At 72.1% G+C, this 20,158-nt stretch carries 20 protein-coding genes and 1 pseudogene; 10 read left to right on the top strand and 11 right to left on the bottom strand.

All coding sequences use genetic code 11. The features are described from left to right. The first annotated feature begins 38 nt into the window (after positions 1–38). Positions 39–752, top strand: coding sequence for a DsbA family oxidoreductase (locus CCL05_RS23310; protein WP_086562429.1), 714 nt, complete (start codon positions 39–41; stop codon positions 750–752). 95 nt (positions 753–847) lie between these two features. After that, entirely contained in the window at positions 848–1,900 is a 1,053-nt protein-coding gene (locus CCL05_RS23315; RefSeq protein ID WP_208641601.1) for an aminotransferase class V-fold PLP-dependent enzyme, read from the top strand. A gap of 71 nt (positions 1,901–1,971) precedes the next feature. On the opposite strand, the gene thpD is transcribed toward CCL05_RS23315, so the two are convergent. The 6 genes from thpD to CCL05_RS23345 all read right to left on the bottom strand — a co-directional run bounded on the left by thpD (position 1,972) and on the right by CCL05_RS23345 (position 7,870). Further along, positions 1,972–2,880: an ectoine hydroxylase gene (thpD, locus tag CCL05_RS23320; protein WP_086562431.1), complete on the bottom strand. Its 909-nt coding sequence runs from the start codon at positions 2,878–2,880 to the stop codon at positions 1,972–1,974. Positions 2,881–2,886: 6 nt separating this feature from the next. Further along, on the bottom strand, positions 2,887–3,285 hold the full coding sequence (locus tag CCL05_RS23325; RefSeq protein WP_020277268.1) for an ectoine synthase: 399 nt from the start codon (positions 3,283–3,285) through the stop codon (positions 2,887–2,889). A 43-nt stretch (positions 3,286–3,328) separates the two neighbouring features. Continuing rightward, positions 3,329–4,600, bottom strand: coding sequence for a diaminobutyrate--2-oxoglutarate transaminase (ectB, locus tag CCL05_RS23330; RefSeq protein WP_086562432.1), 1,272 nt, complete (start codon positions 4,598–4,600; stop codon positions 3,329–3,331). Positions 4,601–4,652: 52 nt separating this feature from the next. Beyond that, positions 4,653–5,159: a diaminobutyrate acetyltransferase gene (ectA, locus tag CCL05_RS23335; RefSeq protein ID WP_086562433.1), complete on the bottom strand. Its 507-nt coding sequence runs from the start codon at positions 5,157–5,159 to the stop codon at positions 4,653–4,655. 338 nt (positions 5,160–5,497) lie between these two features. Next, positions 5,498–6,049, bottom strand: coding sequence for a DinB family protein (locus CCL05_RS23340; RefSeq protein ID WP_086562434.1), 552 nt, complete (start codon positions 6,047–6,049; stop codon positions 5,498–5,500). A 696-nt stretch (positions 6,050–6,745) separates the two neighbouring features. After that, entirely contained in the window at positions 6,746–7,870 is a 1,125-nt protein-coding gene (locus CCL05_RS23345; protein WP_086562435.1) for a pyridoxal-phosphate-dependent aminotransferase family protein, read from the bottom strand. 187 nt (positions 7,871–8,057) lie between these two features. Between CCL05_RS23345 and CCL05_RS23350 the strand changes: the two genes are divergently transcribed. The 5 genes from CCL05_RS23350 (at position 8,058) to CCL05_RS23370 (ending at position 12,515) form a co-directional block, all read left to right on the top strand. Further along, positions 8,058–8,903, top strand: a complete 846-nt coding sequence (locus tag CCL05_RS23350) for a basic amino acid ABC transporter substrate-binding protein (protein ID WP_086562436.1) — start codon at positions 8,058–8,060, stop codon at positions 8,901–8,903. After that, positions 8,900–9,736, top strand: a complete 837-nt coding sequence (locus tag CCL05_RS23355; RefSeq protein WP_086562437.1) for an amino acid ABC transporter permease — start codon at positions 8,900–8,902, stop codon at positions 9,734–9,736. Before CCL05_RS23350 ends, CCL05_RS23355 begins: the two co-directional genes overlap by 4 nt. Then, on the top strand, positions 9,733–10,524 hold the full coding sequence (locus tag CCL05_RS23360; protein WP_086562438.1) for an amino acid ABC transporter ATP-binding protein: 792 nt from the start codon (positions 9,733–9,735) through the stop codon (positions 10,522–10,524). The genes CCL05_RS23355 and CCL05_RS23360 overlap by 4 nt, the downstream gene beginning before the upstream one ends. A gap of 143 nt (positions 10,525–10,667) precedes the next feature. Next, complete coding sequence (locus CCL05_RS23365; protein ID WP_086562439.1) at positions 10,668–11,756, top strand: amidohydrolase family protein; 1,089 nt, start codon at positions 10,668–10,670, stop codon at positions 11,754–11,756. 108 nt (positions 11,757–11,864) lie between these two features. After that, positions 11,865–12,515, top strand: coding sequence for a hypothetical protein (locus CCL05_RS23370; protein ID WP_086562440.1), 651 nt, complete (start codon positions 11,865–11,867; stop codon positions 12,513–12,515). Between the two features lie 4 nt (positions 12,516–12,519). Here the strand turns inward: CCL05_RS23370 and cobC are convergent, their stop codons facing one another. The 4 genes from cobC to cobM are packed head-to-tail and all read right to left on the bottom strand — an operon-like array spanning position 12,520 to position 17,094. Further along, the gene (cobC, locus tag CCL05_RS23375; protein ID WP_086562441.1) at positions 12,520–13,575 is read right to left on the bottom strand and encodes an Rv2231c family histidinol phosphate aminotransferase CobC; all 1,056 of its coding nucleotides are present in this window, start codon (positions 13,573–13,575) and stop codon (positions 12,520–12,522) included. Then, the gene (locus CCL05_RS23380; RefSeq protein WP_086562442.1) at positions 13,565–14,494 is read right to left on the bottom strand and encodes a sirohydrochlorin chelatase; all 930 of its coding nucleotides are present in this window, start codon (positions 14,492–14,494) and stop codon (positions 13,565–13,567) included. Before CCL05_RS23380 ends, cobC begins: the two co-directional genes overlap by 11 nt. Positions 14,495–14,534: 40 nt before the next feature. Next, complete coding sequence (gene cobJ / locus CCL05_RS23385; protein WP_086562443.1) at positions 14,535–16,217, bottom strand: precorrin-3B C(17)-methyltransferase; 1,683 nt, start codon at positions 16,215–16,217, stop codon at positions 14,535–14,537. A gap of 58 nt (positions 16,218–16,275) precedes the next feature. Continuing rightward, a complete protein-coding gene (gene cobM / locus CCL05_RS23390) occupies positions 16,276–17,094 on the bottom strand; it encodes a precorrin-4 C(11)-methyltransferase (RefSeq protein ID WP_086562444.1) in 819 nt (272 codons plus the stop codon). Between the two features lie 9 nt (positions 17,095–17,103). Between cobM and CCL05_RS23395 the strand changes: the two genes are divergently transcribed. Next, the gene (locus CCL05_RS23395) at positions 17,104–17,940 is read left to right on the top strand and encodes a glycerol-3-phosphate dehydrogenase C-terminal domain-containing protein (protein ID WP_244204373.1); all 837 of its coding nucleotides are present in this window, start codon (positions 17,104–17,106) and stop codon (positions 17,938–17,940) included. Between the two features lie 2 nt (positions 17,941–17,942). On the opposite strand, the gene CCL05_RS23400 is transcribed toward CCL05_RS23395, so the two are convergent. Continuing rightward, on the bottom strand, positions 17,943–18,464 hold the full coding sequence (locus CCL05_RS23400) for a GNAT family N-acetyltransferase (RefSeq protein WP_244204374.1): 522 nt from the start codon (positions 18,462–18,464) through the stop codon (positions 17,943–17,945). Between the two features lie 235 nt (positions 18,465–18,699). Between CCL05_RS23400 and CCL05_RS23405 the strand changes: the two genes are divergently transcribed. After that, a complete protein-coding gene (locus tag CCL05_RS23405; RefSeq protein WP_030523245.1) occupies positions 18,700–19,806 on the top strand; it encodes an FHA domain-containing protein in 1,107 nt (368 codons plus the stop codon). A gap of 94 nt (positions 19,807–19,900) precedes the next feature. After that, positions 19,901–20,158 (top strand): annotated as a pseudogene (locus CCL05_RS23410) (hypothetical protein); the annotation flags it as partial.

Consider the following 20,158-nt stretch of genomic DNA (forward strand, 5'->3'; position numbering starts at 1 on the left):
GTCTCCGCACCCCGTACGAGCTGGAGAGAGCCGAAGACATGCGCGTCGAGATCTGGAGCGACATCGCCTGCCCCTGGTGCTACGTGGGCAAAGCCCGCTTCGAGAAGGCGCTGGCGGACTTCCCGCACCGCGACGACGTCGAGGTGGTGCACCGCTCCTTCGAGCTGGACCCGGGCCGCGCCAAGGACGACATCCAGCCCGTGATCACGATGCTCACCAGGAAGTACGGGATGAGCGAGGCGCAGGCCGAGGCCGGTGAGGACAACCTGGGCGCACAGGCCGCCGCCGAAGGGCTGGACTACCGCACCCGGGGCCGCGACCACGGCAGCACCTTCGACATGCACCGCCTGCTGCACTTCGCCAAGGAGCAGGGGCCCCAGGAGCGGCTGCTCGACCTGCTCTACCGGGCGAACTTCGCCGAGGAGCGTTCCGTCTTCAACGACGACGAGCGGTTGGTGGAGCTCGCCGTGGCCGCCGGTCTGGAGGCGGAGGCCGTCCGCGCGGTGCTCGCCGACCCCGGCGCCTACGCCGACGACGTCCGCGCCGACGAGCGGGAAGCCGCGCAGCTCGGCGCGAGCGGTGTGCCGTTCTTCGTGCTCGACCGCACGTACGGCGTCTCCGGCGCCCAGCCCGCGGAGGTCTTCGCCCGGGCCCTGACCCAGGCGTACGGCGAGCGCTCGCCCCTGACGATCGTCGACAGCGGGGACGCGGACGCGTGCGGGCCGGACGGCTGTGCGGTGCCCCAGCACTGAAGCCGCAGGTCGGGGCGTATGTATAAGCGCCTCTTAGCGACATCACGCAGCAATCGGTAATGGACGGGGAGATCCAGGGGCCGCAGAGTGGTTCCATGGAGACCTTCGAGAACCTCGTCCGTGCCGAGTTCGCCCCGAAGCACACCTACCTCAACACCGCGAGCAACGGGCTCCTGCCCGCCCGGACCGTCACCGCCCTGCACCAGGCGGTGCGCATGCGCGCGGAGGGCGTGCCCCTGGGACCCCTGTACGAGGACGTCGAGGCCGCCCGCGCGTCCTTCGCCCGGCTGGCCGGCGTGCCGGCCGAGCGGGTCGCCACCGGTGCCTCGGTCGCCGAGTACGGCGGGCTGATCGCCGCCTCGCTGCCCGAGGGCGCCGAAGTCCTCACCGCGGAGGCCGACTTCGCCTCCCTGGTGAACCCGTTCCACGCGCGCGGCGACCTCAAGGTGCGCGCGGTGCCCCTGGAGCGGCTCGCCGAGTCCGTCCGGCCCGGCACCGCCCTCGTCGCGGTCAGCACCGTCCAGTCCGCCGACGGCCGGCTCGCCGATCTGCCGGCCGTGCGCGAGGCGGCACGAGCGCACGGGGCCCGCACCTACGTCGACGCCTCCCAGTCGGCCGGCTGGCTGCCGATGGAGGCCGACGAGGACGACTTCCTCGCCGCCGTCGGCTTCAAGTGGCTCCTGGGACCGCACGGGGCCGCGTTCTTCGTCGCCCCGCGGGACTTCGGCGGGCTCACACCGCTGCTCGCCGGCTGGGTCGCCGGTGAGGTCCCCTGGGAGAGCTGCTACGGCCCGGTCGAGGAACTCGCCCACTCCGCACGGCGGTTCGACATCAGCCCCTCGCTCTTCAGCTACGCCGGGCTGCGCGCCTCCCTGGAGCTGCTGGAGGAGATCGGCGTCGACGTCGTGCACGCCCACGACGTCTCCCTCGCGGACCGGTTCCGCGCCGGGCTCGCCGAGCTGGGCCACGCGCCGGTGCCCGCGCCGGGCTCGGCGATCGTGTCCGTGCCGGGGCTCGGCCACCGGCAGGGCGAGCTGAACCGGGCGGGCATCGAGGTGTCCGACCGGGCGGGGAACCTGCGGGCGGCGTTCCACCTGTACAACACCACGGCGGACGTCGACCGGCTCCTGGACGTCCTCACGGCATGAAGGCATGAAAAAACCGGGTGGGGCCTCCCGTCCCACACGAGGAGGCCCCACCCGGCAGCTTCGTCACACGGTCACTTCACCGGCGTGAAGTCCCGCGCTCCGATGAATTCCGGACGCCGCACCGGCGCCGCGAACGGCTCCACCGCCGTGTTCTCCACGCTGTTGAACACGATGAACACGTTGCTGCGCGGGAACGGCGTGATGTTGTCGCCGGAACCGTGCATGCAGTTGCAGTCGAACCACGTCGCCGAACCGGCCTTGCCCGTGAACAACTTGATGCCGTGCTGCGAGGCCAGCAGGGTCAGCGCCTCGTCCGACGGCGTGCCCGCGTCCTGCATCTGCAGCGACTTCTTGTAGTTGTCCTTCGGCGTGGCCCCCGCGCACCCGAGGAAGGTCTTGTGCGACCCCGGCATGATCATGAGCCCGCCGTTGGTGTCGTAGTTCTCGGTCAGCGCGATCGAGACCGACACCGTGCGCATCCGCGGCAGACCGTCCTCGGCGTGCCACGTCTCGAAGTCCGAGTGCCAGTAGAAGCCACTGGCCCCGAAGCCCGGCTTGACGTTGATCCGCGACTGGTGGACGTAGACGTCCGAGCCGAGGATCTGTCGCGCACGGCCGACGACCCGCTCGTCCCGCACCAGCCTGGCGAACACCTCGCTGATCTTGTGCACCTCGAAGACCGAGCGGATCTCCTTGGACAGCGGCTCGACGATCGACCGCTCGTCGGCACGGATGTCCGGGTCGTTCACCAGCCGGTTGAGCTCGTTCCGGTAGACGGCGACCTCGTCGTCGGTGATCAGCTCGTCGATCGCGAGGAAGCCGTCACGCTCGAAGGAGAGCAGGTCGGCCGGCGCGACCGGACCGGGCGCGTCGGGGGCGCCCCAGACGACCGGGTCCTGGCGCGGGGTGAGCACCTCGGTGGCGCCCCGACTGGGATAGAGGTCGGGGATACCGGTGGTGGTGTCGGTGGTGGCGGTCATGAAAGGTCACACCTCCTCGGTGAGCAGCGGGTAAACGCCGTTCTCGTCGTGGTCCTCCCGTCCGGTCACGGGCGGATTGAAGACGCAGAGGCAGCGGAAGTCCTTCTTGATCCGCAGCGTGTGCTTCTCGTGCCCGTCCAGGAGGTACATCGTGCCGGGCGTGATGGTGTACGACTTCCCGGTCTCGCGGTCGGTCAGCTCGGCCTCGCCCTCCACGCAGACGACGGCCTCGATGTGGTTCGCATACCACATCGACGTCTCCGTACCCGCGTACAGGACCGTCTCATGCAGGGAGAAGCCGACCTTCTCCTTGGCGAGGACGATGCGTTTGCTCTCCCACGTGCCGGACGCCGACTTCACGTGCCGGTCGGTACCTTCGATCTCCTTGAACGAACGGACAATCACGGTGCTGCGATGCCTCCTTGATGGGGTGGTGCCGGTTGTTCGGTCAGGCGGTCTCGCGGACGGCGCGGGCCAGCGTCGACAGGCCCTCGTCCAGCTCCTCGGGCGTGATGGTGAGGGCGGGAAGCAGTTTCACGACCTCGCTCTCCGGCCCGGACGTCTCGATGAGCAGCCCGAGCTCGAAGGCGCGCTTGGCGACCTTGCCCGCGCGGTCCTTGTCGTGGAACTCCATGCCCCACACCAGGCCGCGGCCCCGGTACTCCTTCACGTCGGCCAGGTTCTCCTCGGTGATGGAGATCAGCGCCTGCTCGACCTGTTCGCCGCGCTTGCGGGTCTGCTTCTCCATCGCGGAGCCGTCGGCCCAGTACGCCTCCAGGGCCGCGGTGGCGGTGACGAAGGCGGGGTTGTTGCCGCGGAAGGTGCCGTTGTGCTCGCCCGGCTCCCACACGTCGAGCTCGGGCTTGAACAGGCACAGCGACATGGGCAGGCCGTAGCCGCTGATCGACTTCGAGACGGTGACGATGTCCGGCACGATGCCCGCCTCCTCGAAGGAGAAGAAGGCGCCGGTACGGCCGCAGCCCATCTGGATGTCGTCGACGATCAGCAGCATGTCCTGCCGCTCGCACAGCTCGGACAGGGCGCGCAGCCACTCGGGCCGGGCCACGTTGATGCCGCCCTCGCCCTGCACGGTCTCGACGATCACGGCGGCCGGCTTGTTCAGGCCGGAGCCCTGGTCCTCCAGCAGCCGCTCGAACCACAGGAAGTCCTCGACGGTGCCGTCGAAGTAGTTGTCGAACGGCATGGGCGTGCCGTGCACCAGCGGGATACCGGCGCCGGCCCGCTTGAAGGCGTTGCCGGTCACGGCCAGCGAGCCCAGCGACATGCCGTGGAAGGCGTTGGTGAACGACACGATCGACTCGCGCCCCTTCACCTTCCGCGCCAGCTTCAGCGCGGCCTCCACGGCGTTGGTGCCGGTCGGGCCCGGGAACATGACCTTGTACGGCAGGTCGCGCGGCCGCAGCAGCAGGTTCTGGAAGGCCTCCAGGAACGTGCGCTTGGCGGTGGTCGACATGTCGAGCCCGTGCGTGACGCCGTCCCGCTCCAGGTAGTCGATCACGGCGCGTTTCAGGACGGGGTTGTTGTGCCCGTAGTTCAGTGACCCGGCTCCGGCGAAGAAGTCGAGGTACTCATGGCCGTCCTCGTCGTACATGCGGCTGCCCACCGCACGGTCGAAGACGGTGGGCCAGCCGCGGCAGTAGCTGCGTACCTCGGACTCGACGGTCTCGAAGACGCTCAGGTCGGGCTGGGTGATGGTCACGACGAATCGCTCCTCGGTGCGTGGGGGAAGTCTGCGGGAGTCGGGGGGAAAGTCAGGGGGCCAGCGGGCCGATGCGGTACAGGACCTCGGGGTCGTGCGGCCCGTCGGGGAACACGGCCGTGTCGAACAGCACCTCGCGCTCCAGCCGGGCGCCGTGCCGCTCGGCGAACGATGTGAACAGGCGCTCCGAGGCGGTGTTGCCCGGGGTGATGGTGGTCTCCACCGTCGTCACCCCGCGCTCGGTGGCGGTCCGGGCGACCAGACCGTCGAGCAGCGTGGCGGCCAGCCCGCGCCCGCGGTGCGCCTCGTCCACCGCCACCTGCCAGACCAGCAGGGTGCGCGGGCTGTCCGGCCGCACGTACCCGGTGATGAAACCCATCGGCTCGCCGTGCTCGTCACGCGCTACGGCCGACGTGGCCGCGAAGTCGCGGCACCACAGCAGATAGCTGTAGGACGAGTTCAGGTCGAGAACCTTCGAGTCCTTCGCCATCCGCCAGAGTGCGGCTCCGTCAGCCACCGTGGGGCGGTCGATTTGCGGATCTGCTTGTACGGCAGTCATGCGAATTGAACTTACCCAGCGAAAATCGAAATTGCATCGCCGAGAGGGGTTACGGATGGGCCGGGTCTGTGTTATCGCGCGAGCGCGAGGCTTCACAGCTCATGGCGGCAATATGCCCGGTATTGTACGGGTAATACCGGGCATAATGGTCACGATGTGTAACGCGTCACAGCCATGTAATCCCCACGAGATCTGCCCGAATTCCCTCTCCGGGTGTTCTCAAAATCTTCTGGTTTAGGATCGGAGAAAGCGGGCAGAAGAATACGGGAAGCTGTTCTTGAAAGAATTCCTAATTGTGTGCCAGCTTACATATGGGTCGCTTCGGAATCACGTGCAATTCAAGCCCCGGTCACTCCGTCGATGCGTTCTCGCAGGAGATCGGCGTGACCGTTGTGCCGTGCGTACTCCTCGATCATGTGGATCAGCACCCAGCGCATGCTGACCTCCATCCCGGGCACCGGCCCCTCGGCGACCCGCCCGATGTGGTCCAGCGGCAGCCCCGCGCACAGCTCCCTGCCCCGCGCGATCTCCCGCCGCCAGACCCCTAGCGCCTCGTCGAGCCCCCGCCCGGGGTCCAGCGTGTAGCCAGTGCCGTCCTCGTACACCGGTGGCACGTCGAGGCCGGCGGCGACCCGCTGGAACCAGTTCCGCTCGACCTCGGCGAGGTGCTGCACCAGCCCGAGCAGCGTCAGCGCGGACGGCTCGGTCGACGCCGTCCGCACCTGCGCGTCGTCCAGCCCGGCGCACTTCAGCTCCAGCGTGGCCCGGTGGAAGTCCAGCCAGCTCTCGAGCATGGCCCGCTCGTCACCGGTGAGATGCGGGATGGGACGGCCGTCGGGAAGGGTGTGGGGGGCACCGGCGGCGGCGCCGGCGGGAGTGTCGGTGGTCATGCGGGGAGCATGGCACGGACCACTGACAACGCCGCCGCCCGGCTACCGCCTGGCGGCGGGTGCCGACCGCTGCCTGGTGGTGGGCCCGGGGTGCCGCCTGGTGGTGGGTGTCGGCCTGCTGCCTGGTGGTGGGTGCTGGTTGCTGCCTGGTGGCGGGCCCGGGCTGTCGCCTGGTGGTGGGTGCCGCCCGGTGGTGGCTGTCGGCTGCCGCCCGGTGGTGGGTGCCGGTTGCTGCCTGGCGTCGGTGCCGGCTGCCGCCTGGCGGCGGGTCCCAGCTACTGCCTGGTGGCGGGTGCCGGTTGCCGCCCGGTGGTGGGTGTCGGCTGCTGCCTGGTGGCGGGGCCGGTTGCCGCCTGGCGGCGGTTCCCAGCTGCTGCCTGGTGGCGGGTGCCGGTTGCCGCCCGGTGGTGGGTGTCGGTTGCTGCCTGGCGTCGGTGCCGGTTGCCGCCTGGCGGCGGTTCCCAGCTGCTGCCTGGTGGCGGTTGCCGCCCGGTGGTGGGTGTCGGCTGCTGCCTGGCGTCGGGGCCGGTTGCCGCCTGGCGGCGGGTCCCAGCTACTGCCTGGCGGCGGGTGCCTGTTGCCGCCTGGTGGCGGGGCCGGCTGCCGCCTGGTGGTGGGTGCCGGTTGCCGCCGGGCGATGGGTGTCGGCTGCTGCCCGGCGGCGGACCCCTGTTGCCGCCCGGCGGCGGACCCCCGCTACCGCCCGGTGGCGGGCGCGGGCTGGCGCCATGCCTCCTCGGTCGCCCGTAGCGCCCCCGTCACGTCCACCGACAGTCCCGCCTCCGAGAGCGCGGTCCCCAAGGCCGCCAGGCTCGCCCGCACGGCCCCCGGCGTCGCATCCGCCCCGTAGTGGTTGACCCGGATCATCTCCTTGGCCAGCGCACCCCCGCCCGCCGCGAGCGGCACCGCCGGATCCGCCTGGAGCGCCCTGGCCACCAGCTGCGACGCCACCACCCCGGACGGCGCCCTCAGCGTCGTGGCGACCGGCGCCGCGTCCCGGGCCTCGTACACATACGGCTCCAGCCCGCCACCGAGCGCGACCGCCCCGGCCCGCGTGGCCGCCGCGGCACAGGCGTGCCGGGCCATCACGGCGTCCGGCCCCACCGCCTCGATCCGCTCCACGCACGCCTCAAGCGCCAGCATCTCCAGCTGCGCCGGAGCGTGCGGCAGCGCCTTGCGGCCACCGTCGAGCCACCGCTCCTTCCAGTCGAGCAGCGACAGGTACGACCGCCGCGGCGCCCGCGGGTTCGCCGCCATCCGCGCCCAGGCCCGCTCGCTCACCGACACGGCCGACACACCGGCCGGCCCGCCCATCGCCTTCTGCGCCCCGATCACGCACAGGTCCACGCCCCACGCGTCCGGCAGCACCGGCTCGGCACCGATCGACGCCACCGCGTCCAGATAGAACAGAGCCCCGTGCTCCCGCACCACCGCGCCGATCTCCGCGACCGGGTTGGTGTTGCCGGTCGCTGCCTCCGCGTGCACCAGCGACACGAAGTCGATCTCCGGGTGCTCGGCGAAGGCCTGCCGGATCTGCTCGGCCGTGACCGCCGTGTGGAAGGGCACCGCCAGGTCGACCACCGTCGCCCCGCAGTCCCGCAGCCAGTCGCCGAAGGTCTGCCCGTAGGGGCCCGTGATCACGTTCAGGGCCGTCGTGCCCGGGCCGGCCGCGGCACGGATCGCGCCCTCCAGCGGCAGCAGTGCCTCGCCCTGCATGATCACGACGTCGTGCTCGGTGCTCAGCAGCCGGGCCACACGGTCCTCGATCGCGGCGAAACGGTCCGCACCGAGCGGGGTCAGGTCCAGAAACGGATGCGTCACGGTGGCACTCTCTTCACGTGCGGGGACTACTCGCGGGAACAACGGGAACGAGCGTAACCGCCGCGCCCCAGCCCCCTACGACCGGTGACTTCCCAGGCCCGGCGTCCCCGCAGCCATCGGATTGTTTTCAGCAACTCAAACTTCTCCTTATGATCAGAACCCGCAGTTCACTCACAGGAGGCTCGCCGTGAACACGCACCCCGGGCACCGGGCCCGCATCCTGGCCGCCACCACCGCGACGGCCGGGCTGCTGCTCGTGGCCGGCTGCACCTCCACCGACGACGGCGGCAGCGGCAAGAAGACGGCCGCGGGCGGCGTCGAACTCGTCAGGGCGGGCCAGCTCACCACCTGCACCCACCTGCCGTATCCGCCGTTCCAGTCGGAGATCGACGGCAAGGTGCAGGGCTTCGACGTGTCGCTGATCGACCTGGTCGCCAAGGACCTGGGCGTGAAGCAGGACATCGTCGACCAGCCCTTCGAGAACTTCAAGACCGGCGGGTCCCTCAACGCCGGCCAGTGCGACCTCGCCGCCGCCGGCATGACCATCACCGAGGAGCGCAAGAAGAACGTCGACTTCTCCGACCCGTACTTCAACGCCACCCAGGCCGTACTGGTCGACAAGCAGAGCGGCATCTCCTCCTTCGCCGGACTCAAGGGCAAGAAGCTCGGCGCCCAGGCGCAGACGACCGGTGAGGACTACGCCAAGAGCAAGGGCCTCGACCCGGTCTCCTTCGAGTCCTCCGACGCCGTCCTCAACGGCCTGCGCACCGGCCAGGTCCAGGCCGTCGTCATCGACTACCCGGTCGTCCAGGGCTGGCTGAAGGACAAGGCCAACGCGGACGCCTTCAAGGTCGTCGACAACATCGAGACCGGCGAGCAGTACGGCTTCACGGTGAAAAAGGGCAACACCAAGCTCCTCGCCGCGATCAACAAGGCGATTGAGGACGCCAAGGCCGACGGTACGTACAAGAAGCTGTACGAACAGTGGATCGGCCCGTACGACGAGTCCGCCGCGTCGCCGGCCGCCTCATGACGGACACGGCCACGCCCGAAGTCCAGCCGAAGAAGAAGGGCCTCACCCGGCGGCAGAAGCGCAGCCTCTCGCGCGGCGTCCAGTACGCCGTCTTCGTCGCGGCCGTGATCGCCTTCGCGGTCTCCGCCGACTGGGACCGGCTCCAGAACCAGTTCGCGCAGGCGGACATCGCCGAGCGCATGTTCCCGGACGTCATCGAGCTGGCGCTGAAGAACACCGTGCTCTACACGGTGACCGGCTTCGCCGTGGGACTGGCCCTCGGCATGGTGATCGCGCTGATGCGGCTGTCCTCCGTGGGGCCGTACCGCTGGCTCGCCGGGATCTACATCGAGATCTTCCGCGGCCTGCCCGCCCTGCTGATCTTCATCTTCATCGGCGTCGCCGTACCGCTGGCCTTCCCGGGCACCGAGATCATCGGCGGCACGTACGGCAAGGTCGCTCTCGCGCTCGGCCTGGTGGCCGCCGCGTACATGGCCGAGACGATCCGCGCCGGCATCCAGGCCGTGCCCAAGGGACAGATGGAGGCGGCCCGTTCGCTCGGCTTCTCGCCCCCGCGGGCCATGATCTCCATCATCATCCCGCAGGCGTTCCGCGTCATCCTCCCGCCGCTCACCAACGAACTGGTGCTGCTGTTCAAGGACTCCTCGCTGGTGCTGTTCCTCGGCGTCACCCTGGAGGAGCGCGAACTGTCCAAGTACGGCCGCGACCTGGCCAGCCAGACCGCCAACTCCACGCCGATCCTGGTCGCCGGACTGTGCTACCTGCTGGTCACGATCCCGCTCGGCTTCGTCGTACGCCGCATGGAGGCGAAGGCCCAGGAGGCCGTGAAATGAGCCGACCCGAGATCGAGGTACGCGCGCTGCACAAGTCGTTCGGCGCCAACGAGGTGCTGCGCGGCATCGACCTGGAGATCGGCCGGGGCGAGGTGGTCTGTGTCATCGGCCCGTCCGGCTCCGGCAAGTCGACGCTGCTGCGCTGCGTGAACCTGCTGGAGGAACCGACCAAGGGGCAGGTGTTCGTCGGCGGTACCGAACTGACCGACCCGGACGTCGACATCGACGCCGCACGCCGCCGCATCGGCATGGTCTTCCAGCAGTTCAACCTCTTCCCGCACCTGACGGTGACCGAGAACCTCACGCTGCCGCAGCGCCGGGTGCTCCGCCGCGACAAGGCGGCGGCCGCGAAGGTGGCCGCCGAGAACCTGGCGCGGGTGGGGCTGTCCGAGAAGGCGGCGGCCTACCCCTCCTCCCTCTCCGGCGGCCAGCAGCAGCGTGTCGCCATCGCACGGGCCCTGGCCATGGGCCCCGAGGTGATGCTGTTCGACGAGCCGACCTCGGCGCTGGACCCCGAACTGGTCGGGGACGTCCTCGCGGTGATGCGCATGCTCGCCGACGAGGGCATGACGATGATGGTCGTCACCCACGAGATGACCTTCGCCCGCGAGGTCGCCGACCGGGTCGTCTTCATGGACGGCGGCGTGATCGTCGAGGACGGCACCCCCGAGCAGGTCATCGGCGACCCGCGCCACGACCGCACCCGCCACTTCCTCTCCCGCCTCCTCGACCCGGCGATGGCCGAGGTGGAGGAGGATTCGCAGGAAAGGGCGAGCGGCGCCGACTAGTTGCTCTACCCTGATCAGACCGGGCAGGTTCCGTCCCGGCTGGTGCTGATCGCGTAAGACTCGATCGTTCGCTGAACAGCTGAGCGGCGTGAGCCAGGAAGCCCCCTCATCCCGCAGGGGGCGGGTTCAATAAGGTGCCGTACATGAACCAAGCGGTGCTGCACGTGAAGGGACGGGTGCTCGTCGGGCCCGACGAGGTCCGCGACGAGCTGTGGGTCGTCGACGGCCGGATCTCCTACGACCGTCCCGCCGGCGCCCGCGACATCCGTACCGTCCGCGGCTGGGCCCTGCCCGGCCTCGTCGACGCGCACTGCCACGTGGGACTCGACCGGCACGGCGCGGTCCCCAGGGACGTCGCCGAGAAGCAGGCACTGACCGACCGGGACGCGGGCACGCTGCTGATCCGCGACGCGGGCTCGCCCTCCGACACCCGCTGGATCGACGACCGCGCCGACCTGCCGAAGATCATCCGCGCCGGGCGGCACATCGCCCGCACCCGCCGCTACATCCGCAACTACGCCTGGGAGATCGAGCCGGACGACCTGGTCGCCTACGTCGCCCAGGAGGCCCGGCGCGGCGACGGCTGGGTGAAGCTGGTCGGCGACTGGATCGACCGCGACCTCGGCGACCTGTCGGCCTGCTGGCCGCGCGGGGCGGTCGAGGCGGCGATCGCCGAGGCACACCGCCTGGGCGCCCGGGTCACCGCGCACTGCTTCGCGGAGGACTCCCTCCAGGACCTCGTCGAGGCGGGCATCGACTGCGTCGAACACGCCACGGGACTGACCGAGGACCTCATCCCGCTGTTCGCCGAACGGGGCGTCGCCATCGTCCCGACCCTGGTCAACATCGCGACGTTCCCGCAGCTCGCCGACGGCGGCGAGGCCAGGTTCCCGCGCTGGTCGGCCCATATGCGCCGGCTCCACGAGCGCCGCTACGACACCGTACGCAGCGCCTACGACGCCGGGATCCCGGTCTTCGTCGGCACCGACGCCGGCGGCGGACTCGCCCACGGCCTCGCGGCGGCGGAGGTCGCCGAACTGGTCACGGCCGGCATCCCGCCCGTCGAGGCCCTGGCGGCGGGGACCTGGACGGCCCGGGCCTGGCTCGGCCGCCCCGGCCTGGACGAGGGCGCCCCGGCCGACCTCGTCGTCTACGACGAGGACCCGCGCAAGAACGTGGGCGTGCTGACCGCGCCGCGCCGGGTCGTGTTGAACGGGCGCGTGGTCGGGTAGGCCACAGGGGGCCGGCCGAGGCGGCCTCCAGGCCCCTGGATGGCGGGGCACGTGGACCCCTGCGAGCGTGGAAGGCGAGGACGAATCCTGCCGGAGCGGGAGGTTCCGATGCGCGTCGCACCTCTGAGCGGACTGCTGGCCGTCATCCTGACCATCACCGGTTTCGCGCTGCTCGGCGACACACCCGCCTTCGACGCCACCGGCCGTGAGGTCAGGGCGTTCTACGAGGATCACCAGGGCCAGACGTGGGCGAGCCTGTACCTGCTGGTGCTGGCGGCGGTGTTCATCGTCTTCTTCGCCGCCCACCTGGCCGGTGTCGTACGGGACGTCCCGGCGGGCGGCGGCTGGCTGCACCGGGTGGTCATCGGCGGCGGGCTGCTGCTCGCCATCGGCTTCCTGACCGGGGCCACGCTGACCCTGGCCCTGGTGGACCTCGCCGGCGAACCGACGGCCTCCGGCCCCGCGCTCCAGGCCCTCAACACCTTCAACGAGGACTTCTTCATCCCCTTCGTCGGCGGCATGGGCCTGTTGCTGCTGGGCGCGGGCCTGGCCACCTTCCGCGCCGCCGTCAGCCCGCTGCCCCACTGGCTGGCCTGGGCGGCCGTCGTCATCGGCGTGCTGGTCTTCATCCCCTGGGTCGGCTACATCGCCTTCGCGGCCGGCGGGCTCTGGGTCGCCGTCACCAGCGTCCTGCTGACCCGCCGCCCCGCGAACGGCACACCCATCGCGCGGGAGACGGCCGGAACCGCCCGGCGGTGAGCCGTCAGCCCGCCACCGCACGCTCCAGCGCCCGCAGGAACCCGTCCACCGTCGCCCGGTCCCGCACCGCCAGCCGCAGCCACTCCCCGTCCAGGCCGGGGAAGGTGTCCCCGCGCCGCACGGCGTAGCCGAGGCCGCGCAGACGGCCGCGGACGGCAGCCGCGTGCGGAAGCCGGATCAGGACGAACGGGCCCTGCGCGGGCTCGACCACCCGCAGCCCGGCCGGGGCGAAGCGGGCCAGGCCCGCCAGCAGATGGGCCCGGTCCGCGGCGATGCGGTACGCCGCGTGAGCCGCCTCCGCCACCGCCCGTGGCCCCACGCACGCCCGTGCCGCGGCCAGCGCCGGTGTCGACACCGGCCACAGCGGCTGCGCCCGATCCAGGTCCTCGACGGTCTCCGGCGCCGCCAGCACGTACCCGATCCGCAGGCCCGCCAGCCCCCACGTCTTGGTCAGGCTGCGCAGCACCACGAGGCCGGGCACGTCGACACGGTCCGCGAGGGACTCCCGCTCGCCCGGCACCGCGTCCATGAACGCCTCGTCCACCACCAGCAGCCGCCCCGGCCGGGTGAGGGAGGCGATCACGTCCGCCGGGTGCAGCACCGACGTCGGGTTCGTGGGATTGCCGATCACCACCAGGTCCGCGGCCTCGGGGACGGCCGCCGGGTCCAGCCGGAAGCCGTCCTCCTCCCGCAGCAGCACCCGGTCGACCGTGTGCCCGGCGTCCCGAAGCGCGGCCTCCGGCTCCGTGAATTGAGGGTGGACCACGACCGGCCGGCGCACCTTCAGCGCCCGCGCCAGCAGCACGAACGCCTCCGCCGCCCCCGCCGTGAGCAGCACCCGCTCCACCGGCAGGCCGTGCCGCGCCGCCACCGCCGCGCGGGCGGCCCGCCCGTCCGGGTAGGCCGCCAAGCCGCCCAGCGACGCGGCGATGTGCTCCCGCAGCCACGCCGGCGGGGTGTCCGCGCGGACGTTGACGGCGAGGTCGACGAGCGAGCCGCCGTCGTCGCGGACCTCCGCGTCCCCGTGGTGCCGCAGATCGTGCCCGCCGTCAGTGGGCATGGGAGTGCGCCCCGTGGTGGTGCCCGTGCCCGTGGTGGTGGCCGTCGTCGTCCGGGTGGAAGTGCGGCTGCTGCGGCAGCCCCACCTTGTCCTCGAAGCCCGGCAGCGCGATCCGGTACACGCACGAGTCGCAGTTCATCCGCAGATCGCCCTCGACGGCCTCCGTGTACCGCTCCCACACCAGGTCCAGCAGCTCCGGCTCCGGCCCGATCACGTCGGCCGAGCGCACCTCGACCTCCGGGTGCGCCGCCGCCCAGCCCTCCGTCTGGAGGCGCACCCGGTCCGGCAGGATGCCCGTGAACAGGAAGTAGGGGAGCACCACGATCCGGCGGGCGCCCAGCCGCGCGCACCGGTCCAGGCCGCTGGGCACGTCCGGAGCCGCCAGCGACACGAACGCCGTCTCGACCCCGGCGTACCCGCGCCCCTCCCACAGCAGCCGCGCCGCCTTGTGCACCTCGGCGTTGGCGTCCGGGTCCGTCGACCCGCGCCCCACCAGCAGCACCGTCACATCGGCCCGGTCACCCGGCCTGCGCCCCGCGGCGCCGCCCAGCGCCTCGTCCAGCCGCCGCTCCAGCACGTTCAGCAGCGCCGGGTGCGGACCGAGCGGACGCCCGTACGTGTACGAGATCCCGGGGTGCCGCTCCTGCTCGCGGGCCAGCGCCGCCGGGATGTCGCCCTTGGCGTGCCCGGCGGACACCAGCATCAGCGGCACGGCGGCGAACCGCCGCACGCCCCGCTCCACCAGCTCGGTGACGGCCTCGCCCAGCGGCGGCGGGGACAGTTCGATGAAGCCGCCCGCGACGGGCAGTTCCGGGTGGCGGGCCGCCAGCTCCCGCACGAAGTCGCGGAACGCCTCGGCTCCGGCGTCGTCACGGGTGCCGTGGCCGGCGATGAGCAAGGCGGGCGGCGGGGTGGTCACAGGTTCTCCTCGGCGGACGTGGGGTGGGGGACGGCGCGGTTCACTCGGGCTCCTCCTGCCAGCGGTAGCCCCGCGGCGTCACCATGCGCCCCGCGATCTCGCGGGTCGCGGTGTTGCCCACGGTGACGACCGTCATCATGTCGACCGTCGCCGGATCGAGCGCGGCCAGCGTCGTGAGCCGGGCGGACTCGTCCGGCCGCGAGGCGTTGCGCACGACTCCGACCGGCGTCGTCGGCGCCCGGTGCTCGGCGAGGATGCCCAGCGCCTTGGGCAGCTGCCAGTCACGGCCGCGCGAACGCGGATTGTAGAACGTCACCACGATGTCGGCCTCGGCCGCCGCCCGTACCCGCCGCTCGATGACCTCCCACGGCGTGTGCAGGTCGGACAGGCTGATCGACACGTGGTCGTGGCCCAGCGGCGCGCCCAGGATCGCCCCGGCCGCCAGCGCCGCCGTCACACCCGGCACACCGACCACGTCGATGTCGTCGGAGGCCTCGGCGAGTGCGGGGGAGGCCATGGCGTACACGCCCGCGTCCCCGCTGCCGATCAGCGCCACGGCCCGCCCCGCGCGGGCCTCCTCGACGGCCGTGCGCGCCCGCTCCTCCTCGGCCCCCAGCCCCGACTCCAGGATCCGGGTGCCGGGCCGCAGCAGATCGCGGATCTGGTGGACGTACTGGTCGAGCCCGACGAGCACGGAGGCGCGCCGGAGCTCCGCCTTCGCGCGCGGCGTGAGCAGGTCCCGGGCCCCCGGCCCGAGCCCGACCACCGCGAGCCGCCCGCGCCCCGGGCGCCGTACGACGGCACAGGTCGCCATGGCGGGGCTCGCGGCCGACTTCCGCTTGGGGACGAGGAGTTCGCCCCCGCGCACCAGGGCGGCGGCCTCCGCGACCGAGGGAGTGCCGACGGCGGCGAGCGGCGCGTCGGAGGGGTTGGGCACCTCGACCCCGGCCAACTCCCCGGCCGGGTACGTCACCAGGGGCACACCGAGCCGCCGGGCGGCCTCGACGATGCCGGGCTCTTCGGCCTTGGCGTCGACGGTGGCGAGCTCGGCGACCGACGCGGCGGACAGCCCGGCCTCCCGCAGGACGCCCTCGACCAGCCCGAGCACCTCCTCGGCGGGGGCACCCTTCGACGCCCCGACCCCCACGACCAGCGACGGCGGGCGCAGCACCACCTCGCGCTCGGCCGCCCGGACGAGCCGGTCGGTCAGCCGGATCGCGTACGACCCCTCGGCGGCCACCGGGAGCGGCGGCAGCGGCCAGGCCACGTCGGCCCGCAGCGCCACCGCCTCACCGTCCAGCAACGCCCGGGAGACCCCGGCGACATCGCCCTCCACGGGCAGGCCGAGGGTGTCCAGGCCGGGCAGGTCCGCCGCGTCCGTCGCCGTGGTCACGACCGGCTCGGCGCCCAGCACCTCCCCGACCTCCCGGGCGAGTTCGTTGGCCCCGCCGGCGTGCCCGCCCAGCAGGGACACCGCGAACCGGCCGCCCTCGTCGACGCACACCACGCCCGGGTCCGCCGTCTTGCCGGACAGCAGCGGCGCCACCAGCCGCACCACCGCGCCCGTCGCCAGGAAGCACACGAGCTGCTCGCACTGCGCGAACGCGGCCCGTACGGCGTCCCCGACGGGGCCCTCGTACACGCGCGTGCGGTCCGGCCACGCGGCGGCCAGCCGGTCCCGCGCAGCCGCGCCCGCCGCCGTGGCGGAAATGAGGCCGATCACTGAGCGACTCCTTCTGCGATGTCTTCCATGCGCTCGACAGGTACGGGAGGCCGGACGATCATGTACGGGCACCCCGTTCGCGCAGGGCCTTGCGGGCCTCCGGGTCGGCCTTGCGGTAGCCGTGGAAGTGGCCCGGGTGGTAGAGATGCGAGCGCGTGCCGTGCGCGTCGAGCGCCGGGCCGACCAGGAACAGGGTGTGCTTCCAGAGCTTGTGTTCCTTGACCGTCTCCTCCAGCGTGCCGATCGTGCACTTCACGACCAGCTCCTCCGGCCAGGTCGCCTGGTACGCCACCACGACCGGGGTCGTCGTCGGATAACCGCCCTCCAGCAGCTCCCGCACGAGCTGCCCGCTGCGGGCGGCGGAGAGGAAGATCGCCATGGTGGTGCCGTGCCGGGCGAACTCGCGGACCTCCTCCCCGGGCGGCATGGGCGTCTTGCCGCCGCCGAGCCGGGTCAGGACGACGGACTGCGCGACCTCGGGGATGGTCAGCTCGCGCTGCGCGAGCGCGGCGATGGCGGAGAAGGCGGACACCCCGGGCACGACCTCGGTCGCCAGGCCGAGTTCGGCACACCGGTCGAGCTGCTCCTGGGTGCCGCCCCACAGGGCGGGGTCACCGGAGTGGATCCTGGCGACGCGCAGGCCCTCCTGACGGGCCCGCCGGTACACGGCCACGACGTCCTCCAGGGACAGGGCCGCCGAGTCGAGGATCTCCGCGTCCTCGCGCGCGTGCTGGAGAACCTCCGCCTGGACCAGGCTCGCCGCCCAGATCACCACGTCGGCCTCGGCGATGGCGCGCGCGGCACGGAACGTCAGCAGGTCGGCGGCGCCGGGGCCGTCCTGCGCGACACCCTGACCGGCGAAAGCCTCGCGGTCCACGCCGCGGCCGTGGTCAACGCGGCCGGCGTCTGGGCGGACCAGGTCGATCCGAGTATCGAGTTGCGACCCAGCCGCGGCACCCATCTGGTGTTCGACGCCGCCGCCTTCGGCGGGCTCACCGCGGCGCTGACCGTGCCGGTGCCCGGCACCGTCGGCCGGTTCATCTTCGCCCTGCCCGCCCCGCACGGACGGGTCTATCTGGGCTTGACCGACGAGGACGCGCCCGGACCCGTCCCCGACGAACCGCGACCCACCGAAACCGAGATCGACTTCCTGCTCGACACGGTCAATACAGTGCTGCGCATCCCGCTGACCCACACCGATATCCGCGGCAGTTACGCCGGCCTGCGGCCGCTCCTGCGCACGGCCGGCGACAGCACGGCCGATATCTCCCGGGAGCACGCGGTCCTCACCGCGCCGAGCGGGCTGGTAACGGTGGTCGGCGGCAAACTCACCACCTACCGCAAGATGGCGCAGGACGCCGTCGACGCCGCCGTGGCCCGAGCGCACCTGGGCGCCGGACCGTGCCGGACCAGGAATCTGCCGCTGGCCGGCGCGGTCGCCGGCGCGGCACGGGACCGGTTGGCCGCACCACAGCTCCTGATCGAACGCTACGGCGCCGACGCCCCCGCGGTCGTCGCGCTGACCGCCGCCAACCCCGATCTGGCGGTCCCGGTCGCGCCCGGCGCGGATGTGCTCGCGGCGGAGTTCCGCTGGTCACTGGAGCAGGAGGGCGCCCTCGACGCCGGTGACCTCCTGGATCGCCGCACCCGGATCGGACTGGTCCCGGCCGACCGGGCCGCCGCCCTGGCCGCCGCCGAGGCCGCGGTGGCCGCCGCGGTGTGAAATCAGACGTATTCCCAGTTCTCGACCGCGGCCCACATACACGACCGGGGCCAGCGGTCGAGACCGTGCGCGATCTCGGCGGCCCGCAAGGCGTGCAGTTGCGGGGTCTCCGCGGCCGGATCGAGATAGCGGAAACCCAGCCGCCGGTAATACGGTCCGTTCCACGGCACCTCGGTGAACGTGGTGAGCGTTATCGCGGGCAACCGGTGGTCGGCGGCCCAGCGCACCGCGCAGTCGATCAGGCGCCGGCCGATTCCCGCCCCACGATATTCGGGCAGGACCGACACCTGGTCGATATGGGCGTTCCCGTCGATGATGCTCGCGATGAGATATCCCACCGGGCCACGATCCGTGCCCTCCCAGACCCAGGCGCGATCGTCCAGGACGAATTCGCCCAGCACCTCGGCCGACAGCGGTTCGTCACCGGCGACCGCGTCCATCCCCACCGCGGCGAACGGCTGCCCCGCCCGCACCTCGATCTCCTGCAGCACCGGGATATCCGCGGCGCTCGCCGCCCGGATCACGCCGCACCTGCCCGCCGGACGTACGACAGTGCCGGCTGCCCGGCCGATAGCCCGGCAGCGGCCACCGCGGTGCGTTCTTCCGGTGCGCTGAGCGGCATGACGGTCCCTACTCTCTGTTCCGTGCGGCGAGGTGGTCCCCCCGCTCACCCCGGCGATCCGTCGTCACCATCTCATAAGCCGGGTAACGGATTCGCATCTATGCTGGATCCGGTGGTGCGCCAGGAAGGAGCCGCGGGTGCGCGTTGATACGTCCACTATCGGGATCGCACCGGGCGAGGGCCTGGTCGCGCGGTTCGGTGATGTCGTGATCTATCTCGTGGGCGCCAATGCGTCCACCGAGCGGATACTCGGCGCGGTCGAAGCCGTGGCGGACGCCGAGCATCCCGGGGCAGCCATCGCACAGCGGCTCGCCGCGGTCGTCTTCGGGACCGGTTCGGAGCCGCCCCCGTTCGGGCTCGTCGCGCCCACCGCCGACGGCACCCTCGTTCTGCTGCGCGGCCCGGTATCGGCGATGATCTCCGGCGCCGAGGGCTCCCGGCGGCTCGTCGGCGCCCGCGCCTTCACCTGGGTGGACGAGATCGTGCGCGACCCGGTGCGCACCCTGACCGTGGGCCCCGGAGCCGACGGCCGGATCACCCCGTATCCGCGCACCGATCTCCGCGCGGGGGTGGTGCCCGGCGGGGGGTTCGTCATCAAGGCCGCGGTGCGCCGCAGTACCGGGAACCGGGCCGCCACCCCGGCGAAGAAAGCGGCGGCCGCCTACGAACCCGTCGCGACGGCACCGGCCGGGCTGGCCGCGAGCGAGCCGGTATCCGAATCGCACTCCGGGCCCCGCACCGGGCTCGCCGAAGCCCCCGCCGCGGAACCACTGCCCGGCACCCGCGCGTGGTCGGCCGCGCCGGCGCCCGGGCGCGCGGATCCCGAACCGATCCGCCTGCGGAAGGAACCGGCCCGGCCCCAACCGCACACCCGCGCCGCGCCCAGCGCCGAACAAACCCATCCGGCCCCGCCGACCCTGGTGGCCGAGGACGGTACCGCCTACCCGCTGGACCGCGCCTACGTCATCGGCCGCGGCCCCTCGGTCGACGAATCGGTACGCCGCAAAACCGCCGCTCCCCTGGTCCTGCAGCGCGATCGCCACATCTCCCGGGTCCACGCCTACCTCTCGGTCGACTCGGGCAAGGTCTTCCTCCGCGACGCCGGAACCGCCGCCGGAACCTTCGTCTCCACGCCCGGCGAACCGCGCTGGACCCGGATCAGCCAGTCCCCGACCGAGCTCCCGCCCGGCGGCCGGATCCGCATCAGCGAGCAGGTCCTGACCTACCATGGCGGATCCGCCTGACTACGGCGCCTCGGTCGAGCCCTTGTGACCCCCCGCGCGGCGACTCCGGAACCAGGGCGGGCCCCGCCCACGAAGGTGGATCACAATGGTCGGTATGCACCGCAACGCCCCGGCCGACGATATCGACGAGTCCGAACTGACCGTGACTCCGCCGAAGGAGCAGGCGGCCGGGGTCCGGGCGGTGGCCGTCGCTCTGCAGCGGGCGGTATCCGATATGGGCGTCGTGCGCACCGCGCGGACCCTGGCCCGGGTCAATCAGGTGCACGGATTCGACTGCCCGGGCTGCGCCTGGCCGGAGCCGAGCGGTCACCGCCGGCCCGCCGAGTTCTGTGAGAACGGCGCGAAGGCCGTC

This window comes from Streptomyces africanus (assembly GCF_002150735.1).
GTDB classification, from domain to species: domain Bacteria; phylum Actinomycetota; class Actinomycetes; order Streptomycetales; family Streptomycetaceae; genus Streptomyces; species Streptomyces africanus.

Coding starts and splice junctions, on each gene's coding strand:
- CCL05_RS23340 (WP_086562434.1), bottom strand. CDS start 6,049: ATGACCACCGACACTCCCGCCGGCGCCGCCGCCGGTGCCCCCCACACC.
- CCL05_RS23360 (WP_086562438.1), top strand. CDS start 9,733: ATGAGCCGACCCGAGATCGAGGTACGCGCGCTGCACAAGTCGTTCGGC.
- CCL05_RS23370 (WP_086562440.1), top strand. CDS start 11,865: ATGCGCGTCGCACCTCTGAGCGGACTGCTGGCCGTCATCCTGACCATC.
- ectA (WP_086562433.1), bottom strand. CDS start 5,159: ATGACTGCCGTACAAGCAGATCCGCAAATCGACCGCCCCACGGTGGCT.
- CCL05_RS23365 (WP_086562439.1), top strand. CDS start 10,668: ATGAACCAAGCGGTGCTGCACGTGAAGGGACGGGTGCTCGTCGGGCCC.
- CCL05_RS23355 (WP_086562437.1), top strand. CDS start 8,900: ATGACGGACACGGCCACGCCCGAAGTCCAGCCGAAGAAGAAGGGCCTC.
- CCL05_RS23310 (WP_086562429.1), top strand. CDS start 39: ATGCGCGTCGAGATCTGGAGCGACATCGCCTGCCCCTGGTGCTACGTG.
- cobC (WP_086562441.1), bottom strand. CDS start 13,575: ATGCCCACTGACGGCGGGCACGATCTGCGGCACCACGGGGACGCGGAG.
- thpD (WP_086562431.1), bottom strand. CDS start 2,880: ATGACCGCCACCACCGACACCACCACCGGTATCCCCGACCTCTATCCC.
- CCL05_RS23315 (WP_208641601.1), top strand. CDS start 848: ATGGAGACCTTCGAGAACCTCGTCCGTGCCGAGTTCGCCCCGAAGCAC.